This is a genomic window from Sphingomonas sp. GC_Shp_5 (assembly GCF_026540855.1).
Classification (GTDB): Bacteria; Pseudomonadota; Alphaproteobacteria; order Sphingomonadales; family Sphingomonadaceae; genus Sphingomonas.
Genome location: NZ_JALNUP010000001.1, coordinates 60,887 through 79,286, shown reverse-complemented (window position 1 = coordinate 79,286; position 18,400 = coordinate 60,887). Strand labels below are relative to the sequence as shown.

General features: G+C 67.5%; 15 protein-coding genes. 9 read left to right on the top strand and 6 right to left on the bottom strand.

Translation table 11 applies throughout. The features are described 5' to 3' along the window. Positions 1–6: 6 nt before the first annotated feature. A complete protein-coding gene (locus OXR60_RS00365; protein WP_346015412.1) occupies positions 7–1,011 on the bottom strand; it encodes a polysaccharide deacetylase family protein in 1,005 nt (334 codons plus the stop codon). Between the two features lie 2 nt (positions 1,012–1,013). Beyond that, a complete protein-coding gene (locus OXR60_RS00360) occupies positions 1,014–2,789 on the bottom strand; it encodes a histidine kinase dimerization/phospho-acceptor domain-containing protein (RefSeq protein ID WP_267392957.1) in 1,776 nt (591 codons plus the stop codon). Between the two features lie 185 nt (positions 2,790–2,974). Between OXR60_RS00360 and OXR60_RS00355 the strand changes: the two genes are divergently transcribed. Next, positions 2,975–3,442 (top strand): Lrp/AsnC family transcriptional regulator, encoded by a 468-nt coding sequence (locus tag OXR60_RS00355; protein ID WP_267392955.1) that lies wholly within the window; start codon positions 2,975–2,977, stop codon positions 3,440–3,442. Between the two features lie 132 nt (positions 3,443–3,574). Here the strand turns inward: OXR60_RS00355 and OXR60_RS00350 are convergent, their stop codons facing one another. Then, a complete protein-coding gene (locus tag OXR60_RS00350) occupies positions 3,575–4,885 on the bottom strand; it encodes a hypothetical protein (RefSeq protein ID WP_267392953.1) in 1,311 nt (436 codons plus the stop codon). A 171-nt stretch (positions 4,886–5,056) separates the two neighbouring features. Here OXR60_RS00350 and yaaA point away from each other — a divergent pair, with 171 nt between their 5' ends. The 5 genes from yaaA (at position 5,057) to OXR60_RS00325 (ending at position 10,366) form a co-directional block, all read left to right on the top strand. Continuing rightward, positions 5,057–5,797, top strand: a complete 741-nt coding sequence (yaaA, locus tag OXR60_RS00345) for a peroxide stress protein YaaA (RefSeq protein WP_267392951.1) — start codon at positions 5,057–5,059, stop codon at positions 5,795–5,797. Next, entirely contained in the window at positions 5,794–6,489 is a 696-nt protein-coding gene (locus tag OXR60_RS00340; RefSeq protein WP_267392949.1) for an SDR family NAD(P)-dependent oxidoreductase, read from the top strand. The genes yaaA and OXR60_RS00340 overlap by 4 nt, the downstream gene beginning before the upstream one ends. Positions 6,490–6,611: 122 nt before the next feature. Next, positions 6,612–9,371, top strand: a complete 2,760-nt coding sequence (gyrA, locus tag OXR60_RS00335) for a DNA gyrase subunit A (RefSeq protein ID WP_267392947.1) — start codon at positions 6,612–6,614, stop codon at positions 9,369–9,371. Then, complete coding sequence (locus OXR60_RS00330; RefSeq protein WP_267392945.1) at positions 9,368–9,724, top strand: DUF952 domain-containing protein; 357 nt, start codon at positions 9,368–9,370, stop codon at positions 9,722–9,724. Before gyrA ends, OXR60_RS00330 begins: the two co-directional genes overlap by 4 nt. Positions 9,725–9,823: 99 nt before the next feature. After that, positions 9,824–10,366, top strand: coding sequence for a hypothetical protein (locus tag OXR60_RS00325; RefSeq protein WP_267392943.1), 543 nt, complete (start codon positions 9,824–9,826; stop codon positions 10,364–10,366). 198 nt (positions 10,367–10,564) lie between these two features. On the opposite strand, the gene alaS is transcribed toward OXR60_RS00325, so the two are convergent. Together alaS and OXR60_RS00315 are read right to left on the bottom strand one after the other, a co-directional pair. Further along, complete coding sequence (alaS, locus tag OXR60_RS00320) at positions 10,565–13,213, bottom strand: alanine--tRNA ligase (RefSeq protein WP_267392941.1); 2,649 nt, start codon at positions 13,211–13,213, stop codon at positions 10,565–10,567. A gap of 188 nt (positions 13,214–13,401) precedes the next feature. Continuing rightward, positions 13,402–14,658, bottom strand: a complete 1,257-nt coding sequence (locus OXR60_RS00315; RefSeq protein ID WP_267392939.1) for a Xaa-Pro peptidase family protein — start codon at positions 14,656–14,658, stop codon at positions 13,402–13,404. A 72-nt stretch (positions 14,659–14,730) separates the two neighbouring features. On the opposite strand from OXR60_RS00315, the gene OXR60_RS00310 reads away from it, so the two are divergent. After that, positions 14,731–16,008 carry a dicarboxylate/amino acid:cation symporter gene (locus tag OXR60_RS00310; protein WP_267392937.1) on the top strand — a complete coding sequence of 426 codons (1,278 nt, stop codon included), beginning with the start codon at positions 14,731–14,733 and terminating at the stop codon, positions 16,006–16,008. Between the two features lie 5 nt (positions 16,009–16,013). On the opposite strand, the gene OXR60_RS00305 is transcribed toward OXR60_RS00310, so the two are convergent. Next, positions 16,014–16,637 carry a glutathione S-transferase gene (locus tag OXR60_RS00305; protein WP_267392934.1) on the bottom strand — a complete coding sequence of 208 codons (624 nt, stop codon included), beginning with the start codon at positions 16,635–16,637 and terminating at the stop codon, positions 16,014–16,016. A 161-nt stretch (positions 16,638–16,798) separates the two neighbouring features. Here OXR60_RS00305 and gntA point away from each other — a divergent pair, with 161 nt between their 5' ends. Both gntA and OXR60_RS00295 read left to right on the top strand, forming a co-directional pair. Further along, a complete protein-coding gene (gene gntA, locus OXR60_RS00300; protein WP_267393570.1) occupies positions 16,799–17,482 on the top strand; it encodes a guanitoxin biosynthesis heme-dependent pre-guanitoxin N-hydroxylase GntA in 684 nt (227 codons plus the stop codon). Next, positions 17,479–18,075, top strand: coding sequence for an urea carboxylase-associated family protein (locus OXR60_RS00295; protein WP_267392932.1), 597 nt, complete (start codon positions 17,479–17,481; stop codon positions 18,073–18,075). The genes gntA and OXR60_RS00295 overlap by 4 nt, the downstream gene beginning before the upstream one ends. The last annotated feature ends 325 nt before the right edge of the window (positions 18,076–18,400 follow it).

Sequence of the window (18,400 nt, the reverse complement as noted above, 5' to 3'; positions counted from 1 at the left end):
TCGATCCTAGCGGCGATCCGATGCGGCCAAGATGTCAACTAGCGTCGTCGGCTGGATGCCGAGCCGGTCGAGTTCGGCGAACATCCGCTCCCACCATTGCCAGAACCTCGCCAGATCGTCGGCGTTGCGGACGTAGGGTGTTTGCCCGGGCACCAGCGAGGGCGAGTGGAACGAGAAAGTGAGCATGCGCTCGCCCGCCGCCACCGCGACCCGGACCGCCCGCAGCGCGGCCTCGATCGGCATGTCTTCCGGGGTGAGCGCGATCCGCTCGAGCAGCCCGGCGCGGGCGAAGGCACCGCGGCCGTGCGGGACGCGTGCCAACGTTCGGTACAGCCCTGCCCCGCCGCGTCGTAGCGCGCCTGTAAACACCGTGCTCAGCGGCAGCTCGATCAACCCGCCCAGCCAATAGGCGCGATTGTCGAGGCGCGAGAAGTCCGGGCCGCCCTCGATGGCGTAGTCGTACCCTGCCCGTACCGAGCTATCGATCCGGTAACCACGCGCCGCAAGCAGCTCAGCGGTATGCGGCCCGATCCCGTAGCGCCCAGCACGATAGATCAGCGGGCTTGTGCCGAAGGCAGCACTGAGCGCCTCGGTGATGGTGTCGAGCTTGGCGGCTTCGAGGTCGCGCGGGAGGTTGCCGGGAAACGTGTCGCCGGGCTGCGGGTCCGCATAAGGCGGCGTCACCCAGGCATGGAGCTGGGTGCCGATCGCCGAGCGGCCATCCTCGATCACGCGGTGCAGGATCTCGACGGCGCGGGGATCGGTGGCGATCGGATGGTCGGCCATGCAGACCAGCCCGACGCCGTGATCGGCAAAACGCCGGTGCGCTTCAGGGAAAGCCGCCATCGCGCTGGTCGCACGATTGGCGCGGCTCAGCGGCGCGCGCCAGTCGAACTCCTCCTCGACATCGGCGAACACCAGGAAACGCGTGCCGAACGCCGCGGGCCAGACGATGTGATCGCCCGGCGCAGGCCCGGTCATGCGATAGGGCGAAGCCGCGGCGCCCGTCACCGTCAGTTGATCGCCTGCCCCATGACCTCAGCCTGCGCGGCGGGCAGCCGCAGTGTCAACACATCGGCCGCAAATGACAATTCGCCACCCAATTCTGTGGCGAGGTTGCGCGCGAGCCTGAGGGCGAAACCGGTGCCTAGTAGCGGTGCGCCCTCGCCTTCGACATCGGCGTCCGCGTCGATGCTGAGCAGCGCTTCTTCACCGCCGGCGCCGAGCGCGATCGGGCGGGTGAAGGTGAGCGCGAGCCGGCCCGTGCCATCGACCACCGGGGTGACGTTGACGAGCTCACCAGCACCGGCGGCTGAGATCAGGGCCGCGAGCAGTCGCGACAGCAACCGCTCGATCGCGCGATCGTCGGTGACCACACTCGTGTCGCCCAGATCGTGGATGACGATCCTTGCCCGGCGCAGCGCCGCAAGTGGCGCAAGATCGGCGGCGATCCGCGCGAGCACCGGGCCGAGCACCACCACGGAGGCGCGCAGGTCGAGCGCCTTGCCCTCAATCCGCGCGGCGGTGTCGAGATCCTCGATCGCGGCGATCAGGCTCGCGGCCTGATCGCGGATGGTGACCGCGTGGTCGCGGTAGACCGGCGCGACCGGACCAAGCAGCTGCGCCTCGATCAGTTCGGCAAAGCCGGCGATGGCGTTTATCGGCGTGCGCAGCTCATGGACGAGTTGGCGCAGCGAGTCGGACGCGGCCTTGCGCTCGGCAGGCATCGCATCTTCGTCAGCCCGCGGGCGGCGGGCGGTGCCGCAGAAGCCGGTGAACCGGCCGCTGGCATGGTCGAACATCGGGCTGCCGGACACCCGCCAGGCGCCGGCGGCATCTGACCGGCCGCCGACATCGAGCCGCGCGCCCGAGAAGCGCGCGCGCTGGCGGAGCGCCCCGGCAATCACCGCGTCCAACCGCACGTCGCCCTGACGCGCGGCATGCGCGAACGAGGCGCCGACCAGCGCCGCCCGCGACACGCCGTCAACCCAGCGGATGGTGCCGGAGGCATCGGTTTCGTAGCGGAAGGCGGTGGCGCGATCGAGACTGGGTGCCGCGGCGGGCTCCGCCTCGCGCTGGCGTTGGAATGCGTCAATGCGCGCGACCACGTCGGCAATGTGAAAGCCGCCGTTCGGCGCGGTGCGCGGCTCGGCATGGCGCAGCGCCTCGGCGACCATCGGCAGGCCGCGGGCGACGTCGCCGAGCGACTGGAACGGGGTGTCGCTGCGCGGGGTGTCGGCCGGCGGCTCGGGGAGATCGGCGACGGGGTCGACCGGCGCAACAACCGCCAGCGGGGGCGCCGGCGTCTCTACAGGACTGGCGACTGACGGCTCGGCGACCGGCACGGGACTGTCGTCGCCGTCATAATGCAGCACGAAATCGGCGGGACCGAAGCTCTGCAGCCCGCGGATCACCTCATCGGGCAGATCGCGGCGGTGGCGAAGCAGCGCGCGTCCCTGGACGTCCAGCCGCGGCAGCAGCGCGATCCAATCAGCGACCGGCAGCATCGCGGTGCGCAGCACCGGCGCCGCCACCGCCAGTACATCCTCGGCGAAGAACGCCACCAGCGCGGCGGGCGGCGAAGCAAACGCCAGCGCCCGCGCGCTCGCGGTGCGCACCTCGATCGGCACCGTCTGGCGCAGCAGCCGCAGCCGGGCCAGGCCTGGCTCGTCGATCGCCACGCGGCCACGGCCCATCAGATCGACAAGCTGCCGCCACGCACTCTGAGCCCCGAAGCCGCTGTCCATATCGGCCGAGAGAACCGTCTTGAGGCTATCGTCGAAGCGCACATCAATTCCCGCAGCAACGCCACCGGATCAGGGCGTCTCGACGATGTCCTACCGATGCCGGCGGGCTGTGGAAACCTGCCAAATCACCCCGTCGCAATGTGGGACAATTGCGTTGCGCCGCAATTTTGTTAGTTCTACAGGAGCCGACCGGCGGCATTTGGCCCGCTTTTGGAGTGTTTCACGCAATGGCTCTCGACAGGATCGATCGGCAGATCCTTTCCCACCTGCAACAGGATGGGCGGATGACCAATGTCGACCTGGCCGAACGGGTCGGGCTGACCGCGCCACCGTGCCTGCGCCGCGTCCGCGCGCTTGAGGAGGCCGGCGTGATCCGCGGCTATCATGCCGATCTCGATCCCGCGAGCCTGGGCTTTCCGATCACGGTGTTCGCGATGGTGTCGCTACGCAGCCAGGCCGAGCACGATCTCGCCGCGTTCGAGGCGCATGTCGCCGAGATCCCCGAGATCCGCGAATGCCACATGCTCAATGGCGAGATCGATTTCATCCTGAAGATCGTCGCGGGCGATCTCAAGAGTTTCCAGGAGATCCTCACCACCCATCTGACGCCGGCGCCCAACGTCGCCAGCGTGAAGACGTCGCTGACGATCCGCACCGCCAAATCACAGTCGGGCATCCCAGTTTCGGCGGACTGAGTTCCGGGCGCCGAAGGGTGCCGCTGGTGATCCTGCTCGCTGGGTGACGGTTCAGGCCAACCCTGCTGGTCAACAAAAAAGGGGCGTTCCGTTGCCAGACCGCCCCTTCCTTTCATCAGCGGCCGAACTGCCTCAGGCGGCAGCAGCACCCGCGGTCGGGCCTGACTGCAGCCAGGTCGTCCACAAGCTGGCGATGCCGGCGCGCGGCTGGCTGGTCACGGCGTTGAACGCGGTGGTCGCGCCGGCCTTGTCGCCCGAGTAGGCGAGCGCGATGCCGAGGTGAGTGTTGACCTCATCGGCATTGACACCACCCTTGCTGAGCGCCGCGCGGTACAGCTCCACCGCCTTGGCGTAATTGCCCTGGCCAAGATAGGCATCGGCGGTCTGCGCCGAGATCTTGCCGTCCTTGGCGGCCTTGGCCTGAGCCTCCGACTTGGGCAGCGAATCGTTGCGGATCGCGACGACCGCTTGGCCAAGCGTGTCGGTGGTCAGCTTGCTGGTCGCAGGGATCTTGCCCGAGGCGCGACCTTCCTTGAGCACCGCCTGCGCCTCATAGGGATTGCCAAGGTTGTTCACGGTGTAGCCGTATTCCTCGTAGATCGCCTGATCGGACAGCGAGCCGCTGGCGCGCATCAGGCGGAACAGGTCCACCGTCTGCAGCTTGTCGGGCTTGATCGGGCTGTTCTGCGCGAAAGCGTATTGCAGGATGACGTCGCGCCACACCTTCTGGGTGGGATAAGCGGCGACATACTTCTTCATCCAGGCGAGCGTGATCGGCGCCTGATTGGCCTTGTTGGCGGTGGCGATCGCATAGCGATAATATTCTTCCGGCGGCTTGGTGCCGCCCTGCTGCTGCGCGGTCATCGCCGCATCGAGGTCGGTCAGGCCGCCCTGGATGTCGCCGCCGCGAACCTTGAGCTGCGCCAGCTCGAGCGCGAAGTCGGGGCTCGAATAGCCGGCCTGCTTGGCCTGGGTGTAATATTGCACGGCGACCGGATACTGGCCGCTGTTGGCGGCGAGCTTGCCGCGCGCGAACAGATATTTGCCGCGATCGGCGGCGGGCGTGTTCTTGGCCGCGATCAGCGCATCGAGCGGCTTGGCGAGCACGGTCTGGTCGATCGGCGCATTGGGATTCGCCTGCTGCTGCGCCGCGAGCTTGTTGTTCTCAAGGTCATATCGCAGCGCCGCGGCGATATATTTGTCGTCATCGGTGGTGCCGATGGTCTCGATCTGCGCCACCAGCGGCTCGGCGGTGGCGAAATCGTGCGCCTTGATCGCAGTCTGGGCGTTGAACGCCGCCGCCTGAACGGGTTTGCTCAACTTGAACGAGGAGCCCTGAGCCTCCTCCTTCTTGTCCTTGGCTTGGACCGGGGCGACCAGCGCCAGGCTGCTGGCGCCGGTGGCGAGCACGGCGGCCAGCGCAAGCTTCGACAGGGTCTTCATGCGAATATCGTCTCCATCAAGCGGCATTGCTGCCCCAACGTTCGGGTGGCTGTAATGGTCCACGGGACCGGGTACAAGCGATGCAAGCTGCTCGCAGACATCGTAAACGCCCGCTGAACGATGGTTGAACGACGATTGAACCGCGCGCGGCGGGCGGGTACCCGGGCCGCCATGATCGCCGTGCTCTCCCCCGCCAAGACGCTGGACTATGACAGCGCCCTGCCGCCCTTCGAACCGACCGTCCCGCGTTTTGCCGCCGAAGCGACGACGCTGGCGGCAGCGGCATCGCACCTCACCCAAAAGCGGCTGGCCGACCTGATGCACATCTCCCCTGCCCTGGCCAAGCTCAATGCCGACCGGTTCCGCGGCTTCGCCGATGCGGCGGCCCGCCCGGCGCTGTTCGCCTTTGCCGGCGACGTCTACACCGGGCTGGACGCACCGACGCTCGACGAGGCTGCGGTCCATTATGCGCAGGACCATCTGCGGCTGCTGTCGGGCCTGTACGGCCTGCTGCGCCCGCTCGACGCGATGCGGCCCTATCGGCTCGAGATGGGCACGCGCTGGGCGCCGCGGCACAAGAAGCTGACCGACTGGTGGGGTGACCGCATCGCCACGCTGCTCGCCGCCGACCTCGAGGCGGAGGGATCGGCCACCGTGCTCAACCTCGCCAGCCAGGAATATTGGGCGGCGGTGGCCGATCGCTTGCCTGCCGGCGTACGGGTGATCGCGGTCGACTTTCGCGATGGCGAGCGGTTCATCAGCTTCCACGCCAAGAAGGCGCGAGGGATGATGGCGCGCTGGCTGGTGGAGCATCGCATCGCCGATGCCGAGGGCATGAAGGGCTTCGACAGCGACGGCTACGCCTTCGATGCCGCCGCGAGCACGCCCGACCAGTGGCGGTTCGTACGATGACCAGCGCGGTGATGATCGGTGCGTCCGGCGGGATCGGCGCGGCGCTGGCCGAGGCGCTCGCCGACGAGGGCAGCTACGAGCACGTCTATCGCTTCGCGCGGTCGGCGAGCGGCGCGGATCATCTCGATCTCGAGCAAGAGGCGAGCATCGTCGCCGCAGCGGCGCGCGTAGCCGCGGGGCCGCCACCTGCGCTGGTGATCGTCGCCACCGGGCTGCTCCATGACGGCGAGGCAGGACCGGAGAAGACCTATCGCGATCTCGATCCGGTGTGGCTGGCCCGCACGCTGGCGGTGAATGCGATCGGACCGGCGCTCGTCGCCAAGCACTTTCTGCCGCTGATGCCCAAGACCGGCCGCAGCGTGCTGGCGATCCTGTCGGCGCGGGTCGGCAGCATCTCGGACAACCGGCTGGGCGGCTGGTATGGCTATCGCATGGGCAAGGCAGCGCTCAACCAGCTGATCCGCACCCTCTCGATCGAGGACAAGCGGCGCAACGACCGTGGCATCGTGATCGGGCTCCATCCCGGCACGGTCGACACCGCGCTGTCCAAGCCGTTCCAGGCCAATGTGCGTGCCGGCACGTTGTTCACCCCCGACCGCGCCGCCTCGCAGTTGCTCGACGTCATCGACGAGCTCAAGGTCACCGACAGTGGCAAGGTGATCGACTTCGAGGGCAAGGAGGTCGCCCCTTAGCCGCCTGCCGCCGTCCGGCTCCCTTGGCCCGCATGCGCGTACACGCGTACGCGCGCGTGACTTTCGCGTCGGCGGCGCCTAGACCGCTGACCAACTTCTGTAACAACCCGAAAGCGTGACACTTGGCCGACGAGACGACCCTCGCCGAACCCTCCGATATTTCGACGATCTCCATCGTCGACGAGATGAAATCGAGCTATCTCGATTATGCGATGAGCGTGATCGTGTCGCGGGCGCTGCCCGACGTGCGCGACGGGCTGAAGCCGGTGCACCGGCGCATCCTCTTCTCGGCGCAGGAGAGCGGCTTCTTCTTCAACCGGCCCTATCGCAAGTCGGCGCGCATCGTCGGCGACGTGATCGGTAAATATCACCCGCACGGCGACAGCTCGATCTACGAGGCCTTGGCGCGCATGACCCAGGACTGGGCGATGCGGCTGCCGCTGATCGACGGCCAGGGCAACTTCGGCTCGATGGATCCCGATCCCGCCGCCGCGATGCGCTACACCGAGGCGCGCCTCGCCCGCTCGGCCAATTACCTGATGGAGGATCTCGACAAGGACACTGTCGATTTCCAGCCCAATTACGACGGGTCCGAACGCGAGCCGCAGGTGCTGCCGGCGCGCTTTCCGAACCTGCTAGTCAACGGCGCCGGCGGCATCGCCGTCGGCATGGCGACCAACATCCCGCCGCATAATCTCGGCGAAGTCGTCGATGCCTGCCTCGCCTATATCGACAATGGCGCGATCACGATCGAGGAGCTGATGGAGATCGTGCCGGGGCCGGACTTCCCGACCGGCGCGATCATCCTCGGCAAGGCCGGCGCGCGCTCGGCCTATCAGACCGGGCGCGGCTCGATCATCGTCCGCTCGCGCTACGAGATCGAGGAAGGCCGCGGCGATCGTCGCTCGATCGTGCTCACCGAGATCCCCTACCAGCAGGGCAAGAACGCGCTGGTCGAGAAGATCGCCGAAGCCGCCAAGGACAAGCGGATCGAGGGCGTCAGCGACATTCGCGACGAATCGAACCGCGAGGGCGTTCGGGTGGTGATCGACCTCAAGCGCGATGCGACGCCGGAAGTGGTGCTCAACCAGCTGTGGCGGCACACGCCGGCGCAGGGCTCGTTCCCTGCCAACATGCTCGCGATCCGCGGCGGCCGGCCGGAAACGCTCAACCTGCGCGACATCATCCAGGCCTTTGTCCAGTTCCGCGAGCAGGTGATCACCCGTCGCTCCAAGTTCGAGCTGACCAAGGCCCGGGATCGCGCGCACATCTTGCTCGGCCTTGTGATCGCGGTCACCAACCTCGACGAGGTGGTGAAGATCATCCGCGGGTCGGGTTCGCCCGCCGAGGCGCGCGCGGCGCTGCTCGCGCGGCAGTGGCCGATCGCCGAGATCGCCGGTTACCTGCGGCTGGTCGAAGCGGTCGAGACCGAGCAGACCGGCGACACCTATCAGCTGTCCGAGACCCAGGTCCGTGCGATCCTCGATCTGCGGCTGCATCGCCTCACGCTGCTGGGCCGCGACGAGATCGGCGACGAGCTCAAGACGCTGGCCGATTCGATCGCCGAGCTGCTCGCGATCCTCGGCAGCCGCACCAAGCTCTACGCGGTGATGCGCGAGGAGCTGATCGACGTTCGTTCGATCTTCGCGACGCCGCGCCGCACCGAAATCGCGGCGTTCGCCGCCGGGATCGACGACGAGGATTTGATCGAGCGCGAGGACATGGTCGTCACCGTGACGCACCAGGGCTATATCAAGCGCACCCCGCTCGATGCCTTTCGCGCCCAGGCGCGCGGCGGCAAGGGCCGCAGCGGCATGGCGACCAAGGACGAGGATGTCGTTACCGAACTGTTCGTCACCTCGACGCACACGCCGGTGCTGTTCTTCTCGACCCTCGGCAAGGTCTATCGGATGAAGGTGTGGCGCCTGCCGGAAGGCAGCCCGACCACGCGCGGCCGGCCGATGGTCAATTTGCTGCCGCTCGGCCCGGGCGAGACCATCTCTACCGTCCTGCCGCTGCCCGAGGACGAGGCCGAATGGGGCAAGCTCCACGTCATGTTTGGCACCGCCAAGGGTTCGGTGCGGCGCAATTCGATGGATGCGTTCACCAACGTGCCGAGCAACGGCAAGATCGCAATGAAATTCGATGGCGAGGATGCCGACGACCGGCTGATCGGCGTCGCACTGCTCGATGCGGATGACGACGTGCTGCTCGCGACCCGCACCGGCAAGGCGATCCGCTTCGCCGCCGACGACGTTCGCGAGTTCCAGAGCCGCAACTCCACCGGCGTGCGCGGCATCACCCTCAAGGATGGCGACGAGGTGATTTCGGTCTCCGTGCTCCACCGCGTCGATGCCGATGCCGAACAGCGCGAGCAATATCTCCGCTTCGCACCCTGGAAGGGCGAGAAGGAGGGCGAGCGCACGCTCGACCAAGCCATGTACGACGACATGATGGCGCGCGAGCAGTTCATCCTGACGGTCTGCGCCAACGGCTATGGCAAGCTGTCGTCGGCTTACGACTATCGCCGCACCAATCGCGGCGGCCAGGGCATCACCAACATCGACAACATCGCCCGCAACGGCCCGGTGGTGGCGAGTTTCCCGGCCGCCAAAGGCCATCAGCTGATGCTGGTCACCGACCAGGCCAAGCTGATCCGCACCACCTTGTCGTCGCTGCGGGTGATCAGCCGCAACTCGGCCGGCGTGAAGCTGTTCGACGTCGCCAAGGACGAGCATGTCGTTTCGGCGGCGCGGATCGAGGAGACCGAGGGCGATGCCGAGGCGGTGCTGATCGACGAGACAGCCCCCGTCACCGACGCGGCAATCCCGGATGCGACGATTGGCGAGGATCTGGCTGCAGGCCCGGAGGATGGCGAATGAGCGACGAGATGCCGACCACGGCGTACAAGGTGCTGACCGCCGAGCAAATGGCGACGCTGGAGCATGACGGCAGTTTCGCCGGTGCGCCGATCGACCTGGAGGATGGCTACGTCCATCTCTCCACGGCGGAACAGCTCACTGAGACGGTGGACAAGCATTTCGCAGGCCAACTCGATCTGCATGTCGCGGCGGTGGACCTCGGCTCGTTTGGGCAGTCGCTGAAATGGGAGCCGAGCCGCGGCGGTCAGCTGTTCCCGCATCTCTACGGTCCGCTGCTGCTGGAGACGGTGATCGCCTATGGGCCACTCGAGCGGCTCGACGACGGGCGGGTGCGGTTGCCGGTCACCGGCTGATCCTGCGCGTCGCCCGGCCTGCCGCAGCGTCGGGACGCCTGGGGGGAACGCTTGGCGGCGCGTGTCGTTACTCTTGCTTAACGACGGGAGAAAAGATCCATGAAGCATGCCCTTGCACTGACGTTCGGCGCGATGATGCTGGTTCCTGCGGCAGCCCAGGCCCAGCAGGCCGCGCCGACGACCGCCGCCGCAACCCCGACCGTCGGCGCGACCATCCTCGATTCCGCGGGCGTGTCGCTCGGCACGGTGGACAGCGTGACGCCGCAGGCGATCGTGATTAACACCGGCACCGCCAAGGTTCCCGTACCGCCGACCTCGATCGGCAAGACCGACAAGGGCTTCGCGATGGCGATGACCAAGGCGGATCTCGATGCCGCCGTCGCCGGCGCGCAGGCGCAAGCCAAGGCCGCTGTCAACGCCAAGCTGGTCCCCGGCACGGCCGTGAGCACGGTCGCCGGTGCGCCGCTCGGCACGATCAAGGCCGCCGACGCGCAATATGTCACGCTGACCACCGCCAAGGGTGACGTGAAGCTCCCGATCGCCGCCTTCTCGGCCAATGCCAGCGGCCAAGTGATCACCAGCGTCACCGCCGCCGATCTCGACGCGGCGATGCCCAAGACGGGTGCCGCGCCGACGAAGTAAGCGACGGCGGTTTGTGAAGAATCTGAAGGCCCACCGTCTCCCGGGAGACGGTGGGCCTTTTCTGTTGTGGCACTGCCCCACCGTCATCCCAGCGAAAGCTGGAATCTCCCTGTGGAGAGAAGGTCGCGCGCCAATCGGAAAACTTCAGCTTGCGCTGGGGTGACGGTAACCAGCTAGGTCCGCGATGTAGCTAGCCGATTACCCCGCCAGCGCCGCGCGCACCGCGGCGACGGCCTCGGCGGCCTTGTCGCCCACGGGCCCGCCGCCCTGCGCCATGTCCGGGCGACCACCGCCACCCTGCCCGCCGAGCACCGCCACCGCGGTACGCAGCAGCTCGACGGCGTTGCGGCTGCCGGTGAGATCGTCGGTGACCCCGACCGCGACCGAGGCGCGACCATCGTTAACCGCGACCATCACCGCGACGCCCGAGCCCATCCGTTGCTTGGCGTCGTCGACCGCGCCGCGCAGCCCCTTGGCTTCGAAGCCGTCGAGCACCTGGCCGATGAAGGCGACGCCGCCCACCTCCTCCGGCCCCGCGGGCGCACCCTGGCCGCCGCCGCCCAGCGCCAGCGCCTTCTTGGCATCGGCCAGCTCGCGCTCGAGCCGGCGGCGATCCTCGACCAGCGCGAGCACGCGCGCGGGCACCTCGTCGGGCGAGGACTTCAGCGTCGCTGCCGCCTCGCGCAATTTGTCGTCGCGGCTGGTGAGATAGGCGCGGGCCGCCTCGCCGGTGAGTGCCTCGACCCGGCGCACCCCACTCGACACCGCGCCCTCACCCACCACCTTGAACAGGCCGATGTCACCGAGCGCGCCGACATGGGTGCCGCCGCACAGCTCGATCGAATAAGTCTCGCCGCCGTCTTCGGTGCCCATCGAGACGACGCGGACCTCGTCGCCGTATTTCTCGCCGAACAGCGCCATCGCGCCCTGCTCGATAGCCTCGTCGGGGGTCATCAGCCGGGTGACGACGGTACCGTTGCCGCGAATCTGCGCGTTAACCGCCGCCTCGGCGTCGGCGAGCTCGGCCGCGGTCATCGCCACCGGGTGCGAGACGTCGAAGCGCAGCCGCTCGGGCGCGACCAGGCTGCCCTTCTGGGCCACATGGGTACCGAGCCGCTGGCGCAGCGCCTCGTGCAGCAGATGCGTCGCCGAATGGTTGGCGCGAATTTGCGCGCGACGCGCGACATCGACCTGGAGGCGGACGGGATCGCCCACCTTGACGCTGCCGGTCTCGACCAGCGCGTGATGCACAAAGACCCGGCCGAGCTGCTTGGAGGTTTCGCTCACCTGGGCATGAAGCCCGGCATCGTTGGTGATGGTGCCGGTGTCGCCGACCTGGCCGCCGCTCTCGCCATAGAAAGGCGTCTGGTTGACGATGATCGACACCGTGGCGCCGGTATGTGCCTGGGTGACCCGCGCCCCGTCCTTGATCAGCGCGACCACCTCGCCCTCGCCGGTATCGGCGGCATAGCCGGTGAACTCGGTCGAGCCGCTCTCCTCGGCGATGTCGAACCACAGATCGTCGGAAGCCTTGGCGCCCGATCCCTTCCAGGCGGCCCGCGCGGCGCGCTTCTGCTCCGCCATCGCCGCGTCGAACCCCTCGCGATCGACCTGGAGGTTCTGTGCGCGCAGCGCGTCCTCGGTGAGATCGTAGGGGAAGCCGAAGGTGTCGTAGAGCTTGAACGCGGTCTCGCCGGCCAGCGTCGAGCCCGGTGTCATCCCCGCGGTCGCCTCGTCGAGCAGCTTGAGGCCTTTGTCGAGTGTCTGGCGGAAGCGGGTCTCCTCCTGGCGCAGCGTCGCCTCGATGAGCGGCTGGGCGCGGACCAGCTCGGGATAGGCGGCGCCCATCTCGGCGACCAGCGCCGGTACCAGGCGGTGCATCAGCGGATCCTTGGCGCCGAGCAGGTGCGCGTGGCGCATCGCGCGCCGCATGATCCGGCGCAGGACATAGCCGCGGCCCTCGTTGGCGGGCAGCACACCGTCCGCGACCAGGAAGCCCGCCGAGCGCAGATGGTCGGCGATCACCCGGTGGCTCGCCTTCTGCGCACCCTCGGCCTGGGTGTGGGTCAGCGCGGTCGAGGCGGCGATCAGTGCCTTGAAGGTGTCGGTGTCGTAATTGTCGTGGACGCCCTGCATCACCGCCGCGATGCGCTCGAGCCCCATGCCGGTATCGATCGACTTCTTGGGCAGCTCGCCGGTGATCTCATTGGCTTCCTGCTCATATTGCATGAACACGAGGTTCCAGATCTCGACGAAGCGGTCGCCATCCTCATCGGGGCTGCCGGGGGGACCACCGGGGATGTGATCGCCATGGTCGAAGAAGATTTCCGAGCAGGGACCGCACGGGCCGCTGTCGCCCATCGCCCAGAAATTGTCCTTGGTGGGAATGCGGATGATGCGATGATCGGGGAGACCGGCGATCTTCTGCCACAGTGCGAACGCCTCGTCGTCGGTATGGTAGACGGTGGCGGTCAGCCGGTTGGGGTCGATCCCCCACTCGCGGGTGAGCAGCGTCCAGGCGTGGAGGATCGCCTGTTCCTTGAAATAGTCGCCAAACGAGAAATTACCGAGCATCTCGAAGAAGGTGTGGTGCCGCGCGGTATAGCCGACATTGTCGAGATCGTTGTGCTTGCCGCCGGCACGGACGCATTTCTGCGACGAGGTGGCGGTGGAATAGGGTCGCGATTCCAGCCCGGTGAAGACGTTCTTGAACGGCACCATCCCGGCGTTGACGAACATCAGCGTCGGGTCGTTCTGCGGCACCAGCGGCGCCGAAGGAACGATCTGGTGGCCGGCCGATCCGAAATAATCGAGGAAGCCGCGGCGGATGTCGTTGGTCGAGGTCATGCGCGCGACTTAGGCGAGGCGGCGGGCGGGCTCAAGGGAGCGATGAGCGGGGACGCTATTCAAGCATCGACCGTGAACCCGATCCCACAGCCGTCACCCCAGCGCAGGCCGAAATTTCGTTGAACTAGAGCAGGACAGGTGCCGCCGCAGACCCAAGCCTGCGCTGGGGTGACGACCCGACTGGACGTTCATCCCAGCGGCTGATCGATGCTCCGCGGCGGCTGGCTGAACCAGCGCGGGCCCTCGGCGGTCATGTGGAAGCAATCCTCCAGCCGCACGCCGAACTTGCCGGGCAGGTACAGCCCGGGCTCGTCGGAGAAGCACATGCCGGGGGCGAGGCGGGTCGCCTCGCCGCGCACCAGATTGACCGGCTCGTGGCCGTCCATGCCGATGCCGTGACCAGTGCGGTGCGACAGGCCGGGCAGCGCGTAATCAGGGCCGTAGCCGAGCCCGGCATAATAATGGCGGACGGCATCGTCGACGCTGCCGGCGGCGGCGCCGACCCGCGCGGCCGCGAACGCGATCTGCTGGCCGCGCGCCACCTGGTCCCACACCGTGCGCTGCGCCGTCGTCGCGGCGCCGTGCACCCAGGTGCGCGAGATGTCGGACTGGTAATCCTCCACCGTGCAACCGCAATCCATCAGCAGCAGCTCGCCATCGGCGATGCGGTGGACGTCGCGGCTGCCGTGCGGCAGCGCCGCGGCAGGGCCGATCAGCGCGAGCGCAAACTCGGGGCTGCCGCCGAGCTTGCGGGTGGCGGCGTTCATCAGCGCGCCGATCTGGTCGCCGGTCATGCCCCTCTCGACGCGCGGGTGGACAAATCGATAGGCGGCGAGCGTCACCTCGGTCGCCTTCTGCATCAGCGCGATTTCGGCGGGCGTCTTGATCATCCGGCAACCGCGCACCGCCGGGTTGGCCGAGACCAGCCGGGCGTCGGGCAGCGCATGGGCGAGCCCATCAAAGGCGAAGAAGCGCGCGGTTTCCTCGATCCCGATCGCACCGCGGCCCAGCTTGGCATCGCGCAGGAAACCAGCGACGACGGCAAGCGGATCCTGATCCTCCTGCCACACCCGCACCTCCGCGGGCACGGCAAGCGTCTCATGCACCGAGGGCTCCTCGAAGAAAGGCGTGACGATGCACGGCCGCCCCTCGACCGGAATGATCGCCGCGGTCAGCCGTTCGCTGCGCCACCAGCGCACCCCGGTGAAATAGATCATCGACGCGCCGGGCTCGATCACCAGTGCGCCGATGCCGTTCGCCTTCATCAGCGCCTGCGCGCGCGACAACCGCCGCGCACGCTCGGCAGCGTCGATCGGCATTACGCCGACCGTGAGGTCGGCGAGCCCGGCGAGGTCCGGTTCGGCGGCGCGGAGGAGGGCGCTGGAGGCGATCGGCAGCGCTGCGGCGGCGGCGAGGATCGAGCGGCGGCTGAACTGGGTGAGCATGGCGCCGAGCGATACGGCGCTTGACCCGCGGCTCGCAATCCCCTTCGCTGAACGCGATAACGGGAGCGACGGATGGGCAAGCGCCTTACCTATTACATTCTGGCGGCGCTGGTGGCGGGGCTGGTGGTCGGCTGGGCGATCAACGCCGGGATCGACGATGGCAGCGCGGCATCGGCCGAACGGCTGACCGCGATCGGCGGCTGGCTGTCGATCGTCACCACGGTGTTCCTGCGGCTGATCAAGATGATCATCGCGCCGCTGGTCCTGTCGACGCTGGTGGTCGGCATCGCGCACATGGGCGATACCGGCGCGCTCGGGCGGGTCGGGCTGAAATCGCTTGGCTGGTTCATCGGCGCCAGCCTGCTGTCGCTGACCCTCGGGCTGATCCTGGTCCACCTGCTGCAGCCGGGAGTGGGGCTCAACCTGCCGCTGCCGCCGGTCACCGAGGCGAGCGGGATCGATCGCGCGGCCTTCGATCCGGCCAAATGGGTCGCGCACGTGGTGCCGCAATCGATCTTCGAGGTGCTGGCGACCAATGAGATCCTGCCGATCGTGGTGTTTTCGGTATTCGCCGGCGTCGCCATGGCGGCGGTCGGCGAGCGCGCGCAGCCGCTGGTCCGCGCCGCCGAGGCGCTGGTCGCGGTGATGCTCAAGATCACCGATTACGTGATGCGCTTCGCGCCGCTCGCGGTGTTCGCGGCGGTGGCGGCGACGCTGACCGAGCAGGGCCCGGGCGTGATCCTGCGGCTCGGCTATTTCATGTTCAGCGTCTACATCGGTCTCGGCCTGCTGTGGGCGATGCTGATCGCGCTCGGCTTTGCGGTGGTCGGCGGGCGGATGGCCCAGCTGGTCCGCTACATCCGCGATCCGGCGCTCGTCGCCTTCTCCACCGCCTCGTCCGAGGCCGCCTTCCCGCGGACGCTGGAGGCGCTGGAGAAGTTCGGCGTGCCGCCGCGGATCGCCAGCTTCGTGCTGCCGCTCGGCTATTCGTTCAACCTCGACGGGTCGATGATGTACATGACCTTCGCGTCGCTGTTCATCGCGCAGGCCTATGGCATCCACCTCTCGCTCGGCACCGAGATCGCGATGCTGCTGACGCTGATGGTCACGTCAAAGGGCATCGCCGGGGTGCCGCGCGCCAGCCTGGTGGTGATCACCGCGACGCTCGCGCAGTTCAACATTCCCGAAGCGGGCGTGCTGCTGATCCTCGCGGTCGACCACTTCCTCGACATGGGTCGATCGGCGACCAACGTGCTCGGTAATGCAGTCGCCGCCTCGGTGGTGGCGAAATGGGAGGGCGGCCTGCGCGCGCCGATTCCGCCCGAGGCGGAGCTGGCCGAGGTCGCCTGACCCGATCAGGCGTAGGCGTAGGGCCCGCCCTTGGCGAGCGCGGCCAGATAGGCCGGGCGGGCGTGGATCTTGTCGAGCCACGCGATCGTCGCCGGGCGCGAGGCATCGAGCCCTGCCCGGCTGCGCGCCGCTTCGAGCGGAAAGCTCATCATGATGTCGGCGGCCGACATGGCGTCGCCGGCAAACCAGCCACGTTGCGCCAGCTCCGCCTCGACATAGTCGAGATGGACGTCGATCATCGGCTGGATCTTCTTCTGTGCCGCCTTGCCGAACAGCGGTACCCGGCTCAGCACCAGCTTGGCGAACAGCGGCGGCATCAGCGAGCCTTCGGCATAATGCACCCAGAAACGATACAGCAGCGCCGCCGCGCGGTGCGGTGGTGGCCCGAGCCGGCCATCGGCTTTCTCGATCAGATATTCGACGATCGCGCCGGTCTCGGCGATCACCAACCCGTCGTCGTCGATCGCCGGCGATTTGCCGAGCGGATGCACCGCCTTCAGCTCGCGTGGCGCCAGCATCGTTTGCCGATTACGCGCGTAGCGCTTGACGACATAGGGCAGCCCCAGTTCTTCGAGAAGCCAGAGCACGCGCTGCGAGCGGCTGTTCTCCAGATGGTGCACGGTGATCATGGGCTCTCCTCAGTTGTGCTGTGGTCGATGCGGCCAACGTGTTGCAACGACAACGTCCGAATACGGGAACGGGCGCCGCGATCAGGATGAAGAGCATCCGCTAAGTGCCGGACCTTTAGATCAATATGGGCGTTGGGCCGGAGATGAAGCCTGCAAAACCGATGTTCGACTGGTCCAGCACCGCCGACAGCCCCCTCCGCTCCGCCCTGTTCGACCGCATCGCCGCGGCAAGCTTTCCTTGCGTCGGCGCCAAGGCCGCGATGGCGAAGGGCACGCTAGAGGTGCTCAACTGCCGCAGCATCGACAGCGCGTGGGACGATCTGCGTATCCACGAGCGGCTGCTGCATTTCACTGCCGCCTATCGCCAGGATCGCGCCTTGTTCCGCAGCCTGGCGGTGATCTTCGACGGGCCCGACGATCTCAGCGAAGAAACATTCGAGCGCGCCTTGTGGCAGCGCGTCCAGTCGATTTCCGACAAGGACGTATGGCGCGGGCAGGCCTATGATCAGGACGTCAGCGCCGACCCGGACAACCCTCATTTCTCGCTGTCGTTCGGCGGCGAGGCATTTTTCGTCGTCGGGCTGCACGGCAAGGCGAGCCGCCCGGCCCGCCGCTTCGAGGCACCGGTGATGGTGTTCAACCTGCACGATCAGTTCACCCAGCTGCGGGCGCAGGGCAAATATGAGACGATGCGCGAGAAGATCATGGTGCGCGACGAGGCGCTCGCCGGGTCGCGCAACCCGATGCTCGCGCGCCACGGCGAGATGAGCGAAGCACGCCAATATAGCGGCCGGGTGGTCGGCGATGCCTGGGCGTGCCCGTTCCATTACAGCGGCGACGCATGAGCACGGTCCACGAGATCCCCGAGCGCAGCGGCACCGCGTTCCGGCTGGCGCGTGGCGAGACGCTGGTGGTGATCGATCCGCGTGGCGAGCAGGTCGCCGATCTGCTCGCGTTCAGCGCCGACGATCAGGGCGAGGTGATCTCCTCCGGGCGCACGCTCGACTATGCCGAGACGCTGTATCTCACCACCGGGCACAAGCTCTATTCGAACCGGTCGCGGGTGATGCTGGAAATCGTCGAGGATACGGTCGGCCGGCATGATTTCCTGCTCACCCCCTGCTCGTTCGACACCTTTCACCATTTCTACCCGACCCTGCCGCCGCACCGCGGCTGCTTCGGCAATCTCGCTGCCGCGCTCGAGCCTTATGGGATCGCGCCGGATCAGATTCCTACCGCGTTCAACTGCTTCATGAACGTGCCGATCGATGGCGAGACCGGCAAGCTCAAGGTGCTGCCGCCGATCAGCCGCGCCGGCGATCACATTTCTCTGCGCGCCGAGATGGACCTGATCATCGGGCTGACGGCGTGCTCGGCACCCGACTCGAATGGCGGCACGTTCAAGCCAATCCATTATCGGATCGAGCCGAAGGGCTGAATTGGCAGGATCGGCGGCTGGATGCTTAGCGCGCCCTCCCCAGCGGCACGCGACTATGCCGGGTTCCACGCCAGCTCATGTCGCCAAAGACCCTGGCGCATGCTCCGTTGCAGGAGATTCCAGCTTCCGCTGGGTTGACCAGCCCAGGTCTGGCCCGAGAGAGTCGCCCCCCAGTGATGAGGGCGCTTCGTTAATAGCAATGATCAGCCGGCCGTCCGATGGTTCTGCCGGTGTGTATCCCACAACCAGATGCTGTCGTCGTTCAAACCGCCGCGGCGGCTCAGCCGCGCTGAGCGTCGCGGCGGCGCGGGCTCATGGCGACGCC

Bases quoted from the DNA above. Each gene is read 5' to 3' on its own strand.
- OXR60_RS00305 (WP_267392934.1), bottom strand. From the start codon at position 16,637: ATGATCACCGTGCACCATCTGGAGAACAGCCGCTCGCAGCGCGTGCTC.
- OXR60_RS00310 (WP_267392937.1), top strand. From the start codon at position 14,731: ATGGGCAAGCGCCTTACCTATTACATTCTGGCGGCGCTGGTGGCGGGG.
- OXR60_RS00330 (WP_267392945.1), top strand. From the start codon at position 9,368: ATGAGCGACGAGATGCCGACCACGGCGTACAAGGTGCTGACCGCCGAG.
- gntA (WP_267393570.1), top strand. From the start codon at position 16,799: ATGTTCGACTGGTCCAGCACCGCCGACAGCCCCCTCCGCTCCGCCCTG.
- OXR60_RS00355 (WP_267392955.1), top strand. From the start codon at position 2,975: ATGGCTCTCGACAGGATCGATCGGCAGATCCTTTCCCACCTGCAACAG.
- OXR60_RS00350 (WP_267392953.1), bottom strand. From the start codon at position 4,885: ATGAAGACCCTGTCGAAGCTTGCGCTGGCCGCCGTGCTCGCCACCGGC.
- alaS (WP_267392941.1), bottom strand. From the start codon at position 13,213: ATGACCTCGACCAACGACATCCGCCGCGGCTTCCTCGATTATTTCGGA.
- OXR60_RS00315 (WP_267392939.1), bottom strand. From the start codon at position 14,658: ATGCTCACCCAGTTCAGCCGCCGCTCGATCCTCGCCGCCGCCGCAGCG.
- OXR60_RS00295 (WP_267392932.1), top strand. From the start codon at position 17,479: ATGAGCACGGTCCACGAGATCCCCGAGCGCAGCGGCACCGCGTTCCGG.
- yaaA (WP_267392951.1), top strand. From the start codon at position 5,057: ATGATCGCCGTGCTCTCCCCCGCCAAGACGCTGGACTATGACAGCGCC.
- OXR60_RS00340 (WP_267392949.1), top strand. From the start codon at position 5,794: ATGACCAGCGCGGTGATGATCGGTGCGTCCGGCGGGATCGGCGCGGCG.
- OXR60_RS00325 (WP_267392943.1), top strand. From the start codon at position 9,824: ATGAAGCATGCCCTTGCACTGACGTTCGGCGCGATGATGCTGGTTCCT.